General features: G+C 66.3%; 11 protein-coding genes. 1 reads left to right on the plus strand and 10 read right to left on the minus strand.

Translation table 11 applies throughout. The features are described 5' to 3' along the window. Nucleotides 1–43: 43 nt before the first annotated feature. Both ACWGLC_RS08915 and ACWGLC_RS08920 read right to left on the minus strand, forming a co-directional pair. Complete coding sequence (locus ACWGLC_RS08915) at nucleotides 44–1150, minus strand: NAD(P)H-dependent flavin oxidoreductase (protein ID WP_452099707.1); 1107 nt, start codon at nucleotides 1148–1150, stop codon at nucleotides 44–46. A 2-nt stretch (nucleotides 1151–1152) separates the two neighbouring features. Continuing rightward, a complete protein-coding gene (locus ACWGLC_RS08920; protein WP_452099544.1) occupies nucleotides 1153–2790 on the minus strand; it encodes an acyl-CoA synthetase in 1638 nt (545 codons plus the stop codon). Nucleotides 2791–2871: 81 nt separating this feature from the next. Between ACWGLC_RS08920 and ACWGLC_RS08925 the strand changes: the two genes are divergently transcribed. Next, nucleotides 2872–3678 carry a crotonase/enoyl-CoA hydratase family protein gene (locus ACWGLC_RS08925; protein WP_452099545.1) on the plus strand — a complete coding sequence of 269 codons (807 nt, stop codon included), beginning with the start codon at nucleotides 2872–2874 and terminating at the stop codon, nucleotides 3676–3678. Nucleotides 3679–3724: 46 nt separating this feature from the next. Here the strand turns inward: ACWGLC_RS08925 and ACWGLC_RS08930 are convergent, their stop codons facing one another. The 8 genes from ACWGLC_RS08930 to ACWGLC_RS08965 all read right to left on the minus strand — a co-directional run bounded on the left by ACWGLC_RS08930 (nucleotide 3725) and on the right by ACWGLC_RS08965 (nucleotide 14876). Beyond that, nucleotides 3725–5185 carry an aldehyde dehydrogenase family protein gene (locus ACWGLC_RS08930; protein ID WP_452099546.1) on the minus strand — a complete coding sequence of 487 codons (1461 nt, stop codon included), beginning with the start codon at nucleotides 5183–5185 and terminating at the stop codon, nucleotides 3725–3727. A 103-nt stretch (nucleotides 5186–5288) separates the two neighbouring features. Beyond that, a complete protein-coding gene (locus ACWGLC_RS08935; RefSeq protein WP_452099547.1) occupies nucleotides 5289–9344 on the minus strand; it encodes an Ig-like domain repeat protein in 4056 nt (1351 codons plus the stop codon). 248 nt (nucleotides 9345–9592) lie between these two features. Then, a complete protein-coding gene (locus tag ACWGLC_RS08940; RefSeq protein WP_452099548.1) occupies nucleotides 9593–10969 on the minus strand; it encodes an Ig-like domain-containing protein in 1377 nt (458 codons plus the stop codon). Between the two features lie 436 nt (nucleotides 10970–11405). Further along, nucleotides 11406–12527 (minus strand): hypothetical protein, encoded by a 1122-nt coding sequence (locus tag ACWGLC_RS08945; RefSeq protein ID WP_452099550.1) that lies wholly within the window; start codon nucleotides 12525–12527, stop codon nucleotides 11406–11408. After that, nucleotides 12520–13125: a signal peptidase I gene (locus tag ACWGLC_RS08950; RefSeq protein ID WP_452099551.1), complete on the minus strand. Its 606-nt coding sequence runs from the start codon at nucleotides 13123–13125 to the stop codon at nucleotides 12520–12522. The genes ACWGLC_RS08945 and ACWGLC_RS08950 overlap by 8 nt, the downstream gene beginning before the upstream one ends. Then, nucleotides 13122–13736, minus strand: coding sequence for a SipW-dependent-type signal peptide-containing protein (locus ACWGLC_RS08955; RefSeq protein ID WP_452099552.1), 615 nt, complete (start codon nucleotides 13734–13736; stop codon nucleotides 13122–13124). Before ACWGLC_RS08955 ends, ACWGLC_RS08950 begins: the two co-directional genes overlap by 4 nt. Continuing rightward, nucleotides 13723–14343 carry a signal peptidase I gene (locus ACWGLC_RS08960; protein ID WP_452099553.1) on the minus strand — a complete coding sequence of 207 codons (621 nt, stop codon included), beginning with the start codon at nucleotides 14341–14343 and terminating at the stop codon, nucleotides 13723–13725. Before ACWGLC_RS08960 ends, ACWGLC_RS08955 begins: the two co-directional genes overlap by 14 nt. Beyond that, nucleotides 14340–14876, minus strand: a complete 537-nt coding sequence (locus ACWGLC_RS08965) for a hypothetical protein (protein ID WP_452099554.1) — start codon at nucleotides 14874–14876, stop codon at nucleotides 14340–14342. Before ACWGLC_RS08965 ends, ACWGLC_RS08960 begins: the two co-directional genes overlap by 4 nt. Between the last annotated feature and the right edge of the window lie 4 nt (nucleotides 14877–14880).

Raw genomic sequence — 14880 nt, forward strand, 5'->3', positions numbered from 1 at the left:
AGCCAACACAGCCAGACCAGCCAACACTGCCCGGCCAGCCAGCTCAGCCCAGCGAGGCCCGCAGCCGCTCGACGGCCGCCTCGTACTCGGCCACGATCTGCGCCATCGTGTCGGCGACCGGCACGATGCCGTCGAGCGAACCGATGATCTGCCCGGCCGGCATGGCCACGACCTCGGGGTCCTGGGCCTCGGAGATGCGCTGATGCGCCTCGGCCACGAGCAGGTTCTGCAGCGGCATCGGCAGCGCATCGGGCGCGTCGTCAGCGGCCCAGGCGTCGGTCCACTTGCTCTTGAGCAGACGGGCCGGCTTGCCGGAGTAGATGCGGCTGCGGACGGTGTCGCGGCTGGTCGCGGCGAGCAGTGCCTTCTGCATGGCGCGCGAGCCACCGTCCTCGGCGTACTCGGCGGCGGTGAGCCAGCGCGAGCCCATCCAGGCCCCCTGCGCGCCCATGCCGACCACGGCCGCGACCTGCGTGCCGTCGCCGAGCCCGCCGGCGGCGAGCACGGGTGCCCGGCCGTCGAGCGCGCGGATGATCTCGGGCACGAGCACCATAGTCGCCACCTCACCGGTGTGCCCACCGGCCTCGCCGCCCTGGGCGATCACGATGTCGACCCCGTTCTCCACGTGGGCCAGCGCGTGCTTGGTGCTACCGGCGAGCGCCGCGACCTTGAGTCCTGCGGCGTGCGACTGCTCGATCACCTCGACCGGCGGCGAACCGAGCGCGTTGGCGATGAGCACCGGCCGGTGCTTCAGCGCCACGTCGACGTGCGACTGCGCCACCGAGTGGAGCCAGCCCAGCACGCCGGCGTTCTTCCCGGCGTCGTCGCCGAGCGGCGGCACGCCCAGGTCGTCGAGGACGCGGTTGACGAAGGCCTTGTGCTCCTCGGGGATCATGGCGCCCAGGTCCATCGAGCTGCCCTCGGTGGGCACCTTGTTGGGCATCACCACGTCGACGCCGTATGGCTTGCCGTCGGTGTTCTCGTCCATCCAGGTGAGGACCTCGTCGAGCTCGGCGGGGTCGTTGTAGCGGACGGCGCCGAGCACACCCATGCCGCCGGCGCGCGTCACGGCGGCGGCCACGTACTTGGACGGGGTGAACGCGAAGATCGGGTACTCGATCCCGAACTCCTCGGCGAGGGCGGTCTTGATGCTCACTTGGTTATCTCCTGGCTGTCTGCGGCGGGGCGGGACGCGGCGATCTCCGCGGCCCAGCGGTAGTCGGGCTTGCCCGCGGGGTTCCGCTTGACGGCGGGTTCGACCCACAGTGCGCGCGGGCACTTGTAGCGGGCGATCTCCTTGCGGGCGTACTCGTTGAGTTCCTCGATCGGCGGGCACGTGCCGTCGCGGGTCTGGAGGACGGCGGCGACCTGCTGGCCCATGCGCTCGTGCGGGACACCGATCACCAGCGCGTCGTACACGTCCGGGTGGGTCTTGAGCGCGGCCTCGACTTCTTCGGGGTGCACCTTCTCGCCGCCGGTGTTGATCGACACCGAGCCTCGGCCGAGCATGGTGACGGTGCCGTCCTCCTCGACGCGGGCGTCGTCGCCGGGGATCGCGTAGCGCTTGCCGTTATAGGTACGGAAGGTCTCGGCGGTCTTGGCCTCGTCCTTGTAATAGCCCAGCGGGATGTGCCCGGTTCGCGCCACCTTGCCGATGACCCCGGATCCGGGCTGGACCTCGTTGCCGTCGTCGTCGAGCACGGTGGTCTCGCCGTCGATCATCACACGGGGACCACCGGTGTGGTTCTTGCCCTTCTCGGCGGTGGAGAGGCCGGAGAATCCGGTCTCGGAGGAGCCGATCGCGTCGGAGAGCATGAGGTTGGGGAATGCGTCGACGAACTGGTCCTTGACGGAGGGCGAGAGCAGGGCCGCGGACGAGCCGATATAGAGCAGGCTCGAGGCGTCGTACTTCTCGGGGTCCCAGGCCTCGATCATGGGGCGGGCCATGGCGTCGCCGGTGATGAACATGAGGTTGATCTTGCGGTCGGTGATGGTCTGCCACACGGCCTCGGCGTCGAATTCGGGGACGAGCACGCTGGTGTGGCCGGCGAACAGGGCCATGAGGATGGCCCACTGGGCGCCGCCGTGGATGAGCGGCGGGAGTGCGGCGCGGACCAGGACGCCGCCGTCGACGGCATTGTTGGCGAGCTCCCACTCGTCGGCGACCTTCTCGCCGGTGAGGAAGTTGATGCCGCCGCCGAGGACCATGAACACGTCTTCCTGCCGCCACACGACGCCCTTGGGGAAGCCGGTGGTTCCGCCGGTGTAGAGCATGTAGATGTCGTCGTTGGAGCGTTCGCCGAAGTCGCGCTCGGCGGACTGCGCGGCCAGCGCGTCCTCGTAGTGGGAGACGGTGACGCCGGCGGGGACCTGCGGGTCGGGGCCGTCGGTGCCGTCCTCGACCAGCACCACGTGGGTGACGCCCGGGGTCTGCGGGAGGGCCTCGGCGAGGACGTCGGTGTAGCGACGTTCAACGACGACGACAACGCTGTCCGAGTTGTTCAGCAGATACTCGAGTTCGGGCGCGACGTAGCGGAAGTTGACGTTGACCATGACCGCGCGGAGCTTGAAGATCGCGACCATCGCCTCGACGGCTTCGATGGTGTTACGGCTGTAGACCGCGACCTTCCCCTCGGGGCCCACGCCGACCGATCGGAGGTGGTGCGCGAGGCGGTTTGCGCGCTCCTCCAGTTCGCGGAATGTCAGGACCCGATCACCCTGGACCAGGACCTCGCGGTCCGGCACGCGATCGACGCTGTGCTCGACAAGATCTCCGATGGTGTAAGCCATGCCACCAAAGTAGAACGTGTTACCGTCCCGTGGTGAGTGTTACTTGAATCTCACTTCGACCAGTTTTCCCAGGAGGCTCCGTTGACCAGCGCCGTCACGCCCGAGGACCAGCACCTGCTCACCGAGCGGCGCGGTCATGTCCTGATCGTCACGATGAACCGGCCCGAGGCGCGCAACGCCCTGTCGGGGCCGATGATGCGCGGCATGGAGGCCGCCTGGGACCTGGTGGACTCCGACCCGGAGATCCGGGCGTGCATCCTCACCGGTGCGGGCGGTTTCTTCTGCGCCGGTGCCGATCTCAAGGCCATGAACAAGGACGCCCCGGGCGACAAGTTCGCCGGCGGCGGCTGGGACCTGACCAAGCTCCCCGCACTGCTCAAGGGGCGCCGGTTGAGCAAGCCGCTCATCGCCGCGGTCGAGGGCCCGGCCATCGCCGGCGGCACCGAGATCCTGCAGGGCACCGACATCCGGGTGGCTGGACGTTCGGCCAAGTTCGGCGTCTCCGAGGCGCGCTGGGGCCTGTACCCGCTGGGCGGCTCGGCCGTGCGGCTGGTTCGTCAGATCCCGTACACCCTGGCGATGGAGGTCCTCATGACCGGCCGCCACCTCTCCGCCGAGGAGGCCGAGCGCTTCGGGCTCATCGGCCACGTGGTGGACGACGGTTCGGCGCTGGACAAGGCGCTCGAGATCGCCGAGTCGATCGCCGCCAACGGCCCGCTTGCGGTGCAGGGGATGATCGAGACCATCCGGCGTACCGAGGGCATGCACGAGGAGGAGGCGTTCAAGATCGACGCCGAGGTGGGCGGCCGCGTGTTCGCCTCCGCCGACGCCAAGGAGGGCCCGCGCGCCTTCGCCGAGAAGCGCAAGGCCGAGTTCCGGGGGGAGTAGCCCCTGCACTCCGCCCGTCACGCTCGGCCCCTCCGCGGGCGCGAGGCTAGAACTTAAGCCGCGTCCGCAGTTTCATCGCGCCGAAGTACATCGACGCCTGCTTCTTCTTGTCCGGCCCGAACGGCGGCACCATGAAGTCGGCGGCCGAGTAGTCGAACGAGTGCAGGGCCACGGCCCGCTCGTGCGTGAAGGTCCGGAAGCCGTAGTGGCCGTGGTACGAGCCCATGCCGGAGTTCCCGACTCCGCCGAAGGGGATGGCGGAGGAGACCATGCCGATGCCGAAGTCGTTGCCGTAGATGTTGCCGGAGCGGGTGCGGTCGGCGACGACCTCGAAACGGTCGTTCTTCTCGCCATACCAGTACAGGACGAGCGGGCTGGGCCGGTCGTTGATGTACCGGATGGCCTCGTCGATGCTCGAGTAGCGGAACACGGTGAGGACGGGGCCGAACACCTCGTCGGAGTCGATGTCCATCTCGGGGGTGACGCCGGTGAGCAGCGTGGGCGCGATCTTCCGGGTGAGCGCGTCCGGCAACCGCTCCCCCGTCGGCGTGGCGTCCCGCTTGGTCGCGCCCTTGACCACGGCGTCGTCCACCAGCCCGACGATCCGCTCGTAGTTCGAGGTGTTGACCGTGGCCGTGTAGTCCGGGTTGCCGACGATTGCCGGCAGGGTGCGACGCCACTGGTCCAGCACGGTGTCGCAGAACTCGTCGTAGTGGTCGTCGTGCACGAACACGTAGTCCGGGCACATGCAGACCTGACCGCCGTTGACCAGTCGGGCCGAGGCGATGTTACGCGCTGCCCGCTCGACGTCGGCGGAGGTGTCCACGACCACCGGGTTCTTGCCGCCCAGCTCGAGCGTCACCGGGGTGAGGTTCTCGGCGGCGTCCTTGGCGACGGACTTACCCACACCCGGTGAGCCGGTGAAGAACAGGTGGTCGTAGGCGAGCTTGGAGAAGTCGGCGCCGCGGCCGTGCTCGGGGCCGGCGATGGCCAGCTCGTCCACGGAGAAGTAGTCGGGCGCCCGCCGGCACAGCACCTCGGTGGTGAGGGCTGTGACGGAGGAAGGTCGGATCATCACGCGGTTGCCGGCGGCCAGCGCGGACCCGGCCGGGACGATCGTGAGGTAAAGCGGGAAGTTCCAGGGCCCGATGATCCCCACCACGCCCTTGGGATCGTGCCGGACCTCCTGCTGGAAGCCCAGCTTGTCGAGCGCGCGGGAGATGCGGGTGGGCTTCATCCATTTCTTGACGTTCTTGCGCTGATGGTCCAGGTCCGGCATCGAGGACGCAATGTCGGTGAGCGTCGACAGCGTCTCTGGGCGGGAGCCGTAGTCCTCGCGCATCGCCTCAGTGAGCTCGGCGGCATTGTCTAGGACGAGCCGCTTGAGCCTCGAGATGCGGTCGCGGCGGATCTTGGCGCTGGGCTGCGGGTCGGCGAGGAACGCCTGCTGCTGCCGCTCGAGAATCTGGGCGAGAGTGAGGTCGCGGGCGGTGGGTGTGGTGGCCATGCCCCCAGGGTAGAACCTGTTCTCGCGCGGTGGGGCAGGAGGCGACGACGACGAGGGCCCGCCTCCTCTGGATGAGAAGGCGGGCCCCCGGGAATGCGCGGTGTCAGCCGCCGAGCGAGCTCAGTGACCCGAGCGATCCACTCGTTCCGCCGGTTCCGCCGATGAGGCTGCCGAGGGAGCCGGAGTCGAGCGAGCCGGAGCCGTCGTTGTCGTCGCCGCCTTCGTCGCCGTCATCACCATCGTCGTCGGCGGGCCGGACGGTGACCGTCTTCTCGACGGTCTGGTCCCCGACTGTGACCGTCAGGACGACCTGGCCTTCTGCGTCCGGCGTCCACTCGCAGGTGGCGGTGCCGTCCTCGTCGAGAGTGACGCGGCAGAGCTCGCGGTCGCCGGAGACGATCACGACCTCCTCGCCCGCGTCACCGGTGATCTCGATCTCGGCCTTCTCCCCCGCCACCGGCTGGGCCGGGGTCAGGGTGATGATCGGCTCGGTCGGGTCGACGGCCTCGGGCTGGACCTCGAGCGCCCCGCCGTCGGCGGCCGTGGAGGTGTTGCCGGCCTCGTCGGTGGCGGTGACCGTCACCTGCTGGCCGTCCATCTCCTCGGTCGCGGTGAAGGTGCACGTGAAGGTGCCGTCGGTCGCCGTGATCTCGCAGACCTCCTCGCCGCCGACCTTCACCGACACGGTCGTGTCCGCCTCGGCCGAGCCCGTGACCGTGACCGTCTCCCCGACCGTCGCCGGCTGCGGCGACACCGTGACCCCGGTGGGCGCTGCGGGCGCCTCGGTGTCGGGCGCCTCCGCCACTGCGATCGCTGTTGCCGTCGGCGACTGCGAATGGTGCGTGGTGGCGTCGCCGGCGTAGTAGGCGGTCACGTTGATGGCGCCTGCCTCGGTCGGCGTCCAGTCACACGTCGCGGCGCCATCGTCAGTCAGTCTGGCCGAGCACAGGAAGGTCGATCCGTCCCGGAACTCGACCAGAGAGTTCTCGGACCCCCCAGTGACCGTCGCAGAAAGCGTGACCGGCTCCCCCACCGTCGGGTCCGCCGAGGCGGTCACCAGAGAAGTCTGAGTCGCCGCGGCGTCGACCGTGATGGTGAGCTCGTCGGACTCGGCCGGTGAGACCGTCTCCGATCCCCCGTACACGGCCTTGATCACATACGTGCCGACCTCGACCGGAGTCCATGAATACGCGGCCTCTCCGCTGATAACGGTGACAGCGTCGACCGTGGTGCCGTCGACGACAATGTCGATCTGCTGCCCGTCAGCAATTCCGATGGCGTTGACCGACAGTTCCGTCGCTTGACCCGGCTGCACTGAACCCGGGCCGGTGAGCGAGACCGACGACGCGGCCGTGCCCACGGCGATGGTCGTGGCGTTCGCCGACTGCGATGCGGACGTGGCGTCGTCGCCCTGATAATGGGCCGTGACGTTGACCGTTCCGGCAGCCGCCGGGGTCCAGTTGCACTCAACGGTGCCGTCAGCGGCGAGCGTGCCGGTGCACAGCTCGCTATCGCCATTGCGGAACTCGACAGCGACACCCGGCGTGCCGCCGGCAACCGTGACCGACAGCACGACATCCTGACCGACCCTCACATCTGGAGAGGCCGTGACGTCGGACGTTGTCGTGCCCGCGGCGGTGACATCGATGGTCACCGGCGTGGACTCGGATGCTGCGACGAAGTCCGTGCCCGCGTATCCGGCGACAGCCGTGACCGTTCCGGCGGTCGCCGGCGCGGTCCAGGTGTACTTCGCTTGGTTGTCTGTAACAGTGGGCGAGCCGATCACAGTGTCACCAACCGTGATGTCGATGGTGTCGCCGTTGGCGATCCCGGTGGTGGTGACGGTGAACGTCACCTCGCCTCCCACACCTACTGGGCTCGTTGCGTCGAGCGATACGGTCGATGCTGCCTTGTCTACCGCCACGGCGGTGGCCCTCGGTGACTTCGACGGGACTGTGGCGGCATCGCCCGGGTAGTAGGCGATGACGTTGACCGTTCCGACTGAGAGCGGGGTCCAGTCGCATTCAACGGTGCCGTCAACTTTGAGGATCCCCTCACACAGCAGGGCTTCGCCGTCGCGGAACTCGACCGTGGCACCCCCGGTCCCGTCGGTGACCGTGGCCGACAGTGTGACCGGCTGGCCGGCAATCGCCGCGGTCGAGGCGCTCACCCGCGAAGTCTGCGTGGCGGAGGCGTCCACTGTAATAGTCAGCTCATCGGACTCGGACGGCGAGACTGTTTCCGACCCCTCGTACACGGCCTTGAGCACGTAGGCGCCCGCCTCGGCCGGAGTCCACTCGTACATGGCCTGATCACCGTTGACTGTGACGGTGTCGACCGTGTTGGTACCGACCATGATGCCGATCTGTTGCCCGTCAGCGATGCCGACCGTGGTGATGGTCAGCTCTGCGGCCTGGCCTGGCTTGACCGAACCCGGCCCGGAAAGTTCGATCGACGAGGCTGCCGTACCAATGGTGACCGCGGTAGGCGCAGCCGACGATGCTGCTGCGGCGGATTCGGTTCCCATGTAGTGGGCGGTGATCTCGTAGGCGCCGGTTGCAGTCGGGGTCCAGAAGCACGACGCGGTGGCTCCCGAGCCCTTGGTCACCGAACAGAGTTCCGCGTCGGTGGCATCGCGAAATACGACCTCACCGCCATCCGCCGCGCCTGTAATGGTGGCCGAGAGTCGCACCTGGGAATTGACCTCTCCGTGGACGGTTGCTTCAACCGTTGAGACGTGCGTCAGGGACTTGCCTACGGTGCCGGTGACAGGCGTCGAAGATGAAGGCGCGTACCCTTCAGATCCTCGGTAACGGGCCACGATGCTGTAATCCTGACCCGCGAGTTCGATCGGGACGTCCCAGTCGGCGGTGGCCACACCGTCGACGACGGTGCCTTCTCCGATCTGGGTGCCGTAATGAGTGAAGTCGACCGTGTCGCCGTCGTTGCCCTCGTGGACGGTAGCTATGAGTTGTGAGACTTCTCCGGCAACCGGCGCCGGGTACACGGCGAGTGCGGTGGACGTCTGCTGCGTCGGGGTGGCAACGCTCACCATCCGTGTGCCGGATGTCGAGAAGGCGTGAGTGTCTGTGGCTACGAACCGCGCCTCCACCGGGTAATCCCCCGTGCGCTCTGGAATCCAGCCTGTATAGGTTGCGGTACCGCCAGCGACGTCGGCGACGCCCTGCACGTCGCCGTTGACGACAAACTCGACTGGCTGTCCGTCCGGAATGCCGGTCGTGGTGGCCGTGAGCGGGATTGCGCTGCCGGTATGCGCAGGTGAGCCGACCTCGAGGTTAACTCTCGTCGCGATCTTGCCGACATGCACGGTCACGTCCTGGGATGTGCTCCCCGCGACGTTCGTGGATCCCGCGTAGCGAGCAGCGAGTGTGAAGTCGCCTGTCGCCGTCGGTGTCCAGTCTGAGAACGAGGCTGACCCGGCGTTGACGGTTGTGGTCCCGGATGGGGTGCCATTGACCAAGAGCTCGAGCTCGTGTCCGTCAGGAATACCTGACGTGCCAGCCGCAAGCGAAACCGGTTCGCCGACCGACACCGAATTGGGCGTGGCCGTCAGCTCGACTTCGGATTGGATTTGCTGGACCGCGATCTGCGGCCCCATGGTTTTGTTACCCAGTTCATCGTTCCCTCCAGGCGCCCGCTTGATCCAAGTCCCGCCCGTGTTCAACCCCGTGCCTGGCTGGGTAGCGTCACACTTCACCGTGTACTCCGCAGTTATCCAGAACGGCTTTGCCGTTACACCGCCCCCATTGGCGAACTGCACATACTCGCTCGTCCTGGAGAACTCGTCTGCCGCCGTCGCTTCAGACGCGACATCCCCGCCCGTCGCCTGCCACCGTGCCGAATTCGGCACGTACTCCAAACACGTTGGAGTGAAATCACGCACCCGGTAGAGGAGATATCCACCGGATTCGCGCATAACCTCGGTCCTCACGGTGACAACTTGTCCATACGTCGGCGTGGCCTCGCTCACGGTGCGTGTAATCTTGAACGGCGAACCCACACCACCGACATCGTAAGTCGCGGGCGGCGTCGGACCAGCCGACACTGTCGGTGCGCGGTCTAAGACGAATACAGTCGCGATGAGCACGAGCGCGGCGAGCAGGGTGATCATCCGCCGAGCCGGGGTGAATGTGGTCATCAGGATCTCCTACATAACTTCATTGGCTGCCGATGGTCGCTGGCGGCATCAAATTGGCTTGAGAAACTAGCCGCGTCTACCTTTTCAGGGAGCGGGAACTCGTTCGTGGGCAGTCAGCCACGACGGGACACTGTCGCAAGCTTCACTTTGTCGCGGTTGCCATGGGGTTTCCGAACTGGGTCGGTGCAGCGACCCGAATAGCGGTGCCCCGCCGCCTTCGGACGACGGGGCACCGAGTCATTGGCTGGTCAGCTGCCGAGCGAGCTGAGCGAGCTGGCGCCGCCCCCAGCCCCGCCACCGAGGCTGTCGGTCAGCGAGCCGAGGCTGCCTGTTCCTGCACCCGGATCAGTCGGGTCGGTCGGGTCAGGATCGACTGGGTCGACGACCTTAGGGGTGATAGTCGCCTGGGTCCTGGCCTCTGTAGCGTGGAAATTACCCGACGGGACGAACTCTGCTCGGATTGTCCGTACACCTTCCGCCTCCGGGGTCCACTGGATCGTCGCCACGCCGTTCGTCACGATCGCCGTACCAATGACAGTGTCACCGTCTGTGAAGGTGACGCTGCCGGTGGCATTGGTCGGGCTGACTGTCGCTGTCAGGGAGACGTTTCCTCCAACAGTAGTGCTGGCGACCGGATCGAGAGTCATGCTGGTCGCTTGGGCACCCGGGTCGGCTGCCTCGACAGTGAACGCCGGCGCAGCCCCTGCTGACGGGTTGACACCCGGCCTACCGGAGAACTTGACGTCAATCGTCGTGAGAATCGCAGCGTCTGGAATCCAATTGATCGTCGCGGTGCCGTCAGCTCGGACCGCCCTCTCTCCGATCGTCTCGCCGTTCGCCAGGAACTCGACCGTTCCACCCGCGCCTGCGGGAGTCACAGATGCCGTGAGCTGCGATGTCTGCCCCACCTTTGGTGTGCCTGCGACGTCAACGTCAACGGCCGAGTCCTCATTGACCGGCGACACGGTAACCATGCGCTCTGCTGACGACCCGCCGTGCGTCGCAGTCTGCGCAAAAGTCGCCCGAATGGTGGTGACCCCTTCCGCGGTCGGCGCCCACTGAAGCGATGCCTTTCCTGCGGAGACGGCGCCCGATCCGATGGGCTGCCCGTTAGCGGTGAAAGCGACTTCCGAGCTGTCCGGGACGTTGTTCGCATCGACATTGAACGTAATCTGCTGGTTCACCTGCGGGTTAACCGGCTGGTGAAACAGGAGCGAAGTCCCGAGACGCTGCACCGAGATTTGCGGCCCCATGGTTCTGTTACCCAGTTCATCGTTCCCTCCAGGCGCCCGCTTGATCCAAGTCCCGCCCGCGTTGAGGCCCGTGTTCGGCTGGGTAGCGTCACACTTCACCGTGTACTCCGCAGTCATCCAGAACGGCCTTGCCGTTACACCGCCCCCATTGGCGAACTGCACATACTCGCTCGTCCTGGAGAACTCGCCTGCCGCCGTTGCTTCAGACGCGACATCCCCGCCAGTCGCCTGCCACCGTGCCGAATCCGGCACGTACTCCAAACACGTTGGAGTGAAATCACGCACCCGGTAGAGGAGATATCCACCGGATTCGCGCATAACCTCGGTCCTCACGGTTACAACTTGTCCGTACGTCGGCGTGGCCTCGCTCACGGTGCGTGTGATCTTAAACGGCGACCCAACACCGCCCACCTGATAGGTCGCCGGCGGTGTCGGCGCCGCTGACGCGACCCCTGCGCCGCCCACAATGAGCGCTGCGCCCGCAATCGCGGTCGCTGCGGCTACCCCCCGGCGAATTACTTCGTTCCTCATGAACCTCTCCTGGTCTTCATGAACCCCCGAACGCGGATCGGCGCTGATCGCCGAAGACACACTGCGCACGGTGTGACACAACTAACAATAACGAAACTCTGATGAGAAACAAATTCTCATATGGACGTTGTTCTTTCCCGCCCGGCAGACGGAACGACGGTATGCCCTGCGTGAACGTGCATCCTCGCCCGGCTCACCCAATTGGTCGCTAGTCAGACGCACATCGGAATTGAGCCGCGCCTACGCTGGCTAAGCAAGCGCGGCTCGACCTACGGCACTAGACCTCGGACAACTCGCACGACTCCAGATCTACGGCCCGGGCCTCGACCGAATCAGCCACTTCGAGGACGCCATCACGCAACTCAAGTGTCGAGCCCCTGCGGACCGTAACCGAACACTGGGGTGCTCCTGTGCCGGAAACGACCAGCTTGGCGCCATCGACGATCTCGGCCTGCCCGCCACCCGGTAGACGCACTGACTTATTCGGCGGCTGCGTCGTGGTCGTAGCCGGAGAATCAGATGACGGCGGGCGGCTCGATGTCGGTGCCGGTGTGGACTTTGCGGTGGTTGACGACCGCGTGGACGCCAACGGGCTGGGCGCCGCGGTCACGGAGGAGCGCGGGGCAACGGCCGGCCGAGCGGTAGCGGGAGTCGACGACGGTGAGGCTGCCTCAGTCGCCTCGTCAGCCGACGTCCGAGTTTCGCCGACCTCCCTCTCCCCCGCTTCTGCGTTCACTTCAGCGGGGTCTTCTTCAACCCGATCGAGCTCGGCAGCTGGCGCCGATCGCGGAGCCGCCATCACAGTTTGGTGCCCAGCCGACGCGGGTGCATCCGTCGATGGGTCCCACACGGTGGTGTCCTCCCAGTCCGAGTTAGGTGCGTCGTACCGGGGATCACCGGAACATCTAGTCAGGACGCTGGAAGAGGTGTAGGTCGTATGACTCACGTAGCCGGATGACCGTACTCGCAAAGGATCGTCTGACCCGCTTGTAATGTTGACGGTGTAGATTCTCACGCGATCCGACGCGGTGCCGCCGCTCGAACGATACCGATACGACGTTTCGGTGGTGTAGAAATCTTCGCGTACCTTGCTTTCATCGTTGTCACGCAGGATGAGCACCCGGTACTTCATCCCTGGGCCAGCCGTCGACCATGTGATCATCGCTCCTGTGTTCCCGCTCCAGTCATAGTCTCTTTCGCAATTGATCGTTGCTGGGAGCGGCGTCGGGAAGAAGTTACCCGTCGCGATCTGGGAGCCATCAGTGGAGACGACTTCATTTGGATTGGCGAGGGTAGACACGGACTGTCCCAGCGTCACTGCCATCGCGGCGACGCCGGCAACCGCCACGGCGGTACGCCACGACTTCATGCGAGTCCTGATCGGCATGTGATCACGCATGGTGCCCCTCCTGAGCTTCGGAACTGACGTTGTCGTCGTCGTCATAATCTGGTCGTCGGGCGCGGCGCGGCGCAGGACCATACCCGGCCGCCAGAACCACCACCGCGCCGACGAGCGCACCCCCGAGGAAGATCGCGACCGGGCTGGTCAGCCAGCTCACCGCGTACCCGAGCCCTGGGGCATGGAAGAACACCCGATCCGCCTGGCCGAACACGTACGGCGACACATCCGCGACCGGGTTGGCGTCACCTTGCAGCGTGGCCACGACGCCGTGATCTGCCGGCGCCGGGGCGAGGTCGACCACGCGGTGAGTGATGCGGACACCCTGCTGGTTGTCCACACTCACCACATCACCGACGGAGATCTCCGACGCCGGCACTGACCTGGCCAGCGCGAGTGACCCTGTCGGGATCTCCGGGGACATCGAACCCGACCGGAAAACCAGTGGGGTCACCCCGAGCAGCATCGAGGCCGCTGCGATCCCGATGCAGACGAGCCCGACGACCGCACCCACATTGAGGATCAGTTCGCGAACTCGGTGACGTCGGTCCGTACGAGACGTTTCAGCGGGGATGGTCGACTGTTCGATCACGGTCATGACACTCCCTCCGCCACGAAGTGGAATGTCGGATGGGCGATCTTGAAGCGGGCGGCGCTTCCCGCGTCGGATCGGACCGCCACCTGGACGCACACCTCTTCGGACTCCCCGCTAGCGAGATCCCTCCCGGTCGCGAGAGTGGGCGACGAAGACACCGCCACCGTCGACCCGATCTGAGCGCCCGAACAGACGGAGCCATCGTTGCTCGCTCCGGAATACAGACCCACCGTGAGCACGTTGATCAACTCCTGCGCCCCGCTTGCCTGGGCGGACACCGACCAGCTGAAATCGGCCGTGCCCGTGTTCTCGACATCGAGGACTCCAGCCACACTCTGGCCACGGAGCATGCTGCTGTGATTCATGGCGACGAACTGGCTGACCGGAGCATCGCCGTTGATCTTGAGGTCCACCACCTCGACTTCCCCGGCGCTGAAAGTGCCACTCGTCGCCGTGGCCGAATCGGACCAGGCCGCCATGGTGCCCACGGCACCGGCGCCCAGAACGATCCCGAGCGTCAATCCGGCACGGGTATATGCCCACGCGCGTCCCTCGCCGAACTTCTGCAGCCCGGACCGCGTCTCGGCGCTGCTCCGCCTGTCAGAGAGATTCATCGTTGTTCTCCGATCCCGCATCGGCCGCATCACTGCGATTGCGCCGTGCGTCAGCGACACTCGACCCGAACATCCACAGCGCGTAAGCGCCCAGCCCACCGATGGCGACGACCAGAAGTAGCTGACGGCTGTCGCCCGTCAGCGCGTTATTGGCATAGCCGAGGTAGGGCACCGAGTACCAGTACTCGCCCCGGATCTGCCCCGGTACCAGCAAGTCCCTGTCGGCGACATTGTTGGCATCGCCCTGGGTCTGGAACCGCGGAGTTCCCTGCGCGTCGTAGACCACCTGCGTGATGCGGTGGGTATTGACCGCCGGGTTATCCGACTCGGTCTGGAAGGTGATCACATCCCCCGCGCGAAGTTCAGTGGCGGGGACGGGCTTGACCACGATCAGCGTGCCAGGCGACAGCGTGGGTTCCATCGATCCCGTCAGCACTGTGTAAGGCGTGGCGCCGGCGAGCCTAGGCACCACCGCGAGTGCGGCCAGCACCGCCACCGCCACCAGCAGAAGCAACCAGGACGTGACCGTGCGGATCCACCACCACACCCCGGTCTGTTCTGAATCGGCTTCTGCCACCGCCGCCGGACGGTCCACCACCGACGTCATGATTGCGTCGCCTGGAACGTGAAGGTGGCCGAGCCTTCGTCGTCGGAGGTCGAGTCGTCGACCATCTCGACTCGGAAGCACAAGATCTCCCACGCGCCGACTGCGAGGCCGCGGTCCGCGGTGAACGCAGACTTCAGCTCACCCGCGTACAGCTCGTTGCCTGCGGTGTCCCCCGATTCCAGGCAGTCGGTCTCGGAGGACACCGCGGCAACCCGCAGATTCAACGGCAGGTCCGCGCCGAGCTCAGTAGAGACGAGCCGGTACTGCATGGGGACACTGCCGGTGTTGTACACGTGCAGCGGGCGCTGCACAAAGTCGCCACTCATCATGTCGCCCATCTCCAGACCCGTGAACGAGTACGCCTCCACCTGGGATTCGGACGTGCCGACAGCGATGTCAAGTCGGCCGGAGCTGATGGTCGCCCCAGACGACTCTGCGGAATCGCTCCATAGCGCGCCGGTCTGCTGCACGGACAAGATGGATACCCCCGCGACAGCAGCCGCCGCGAGGGCCCAACGAAGATGAGTGGCCATCAGT

The organism is Dietzia sp. NPDC055877 (assembly GCF_053615975.1).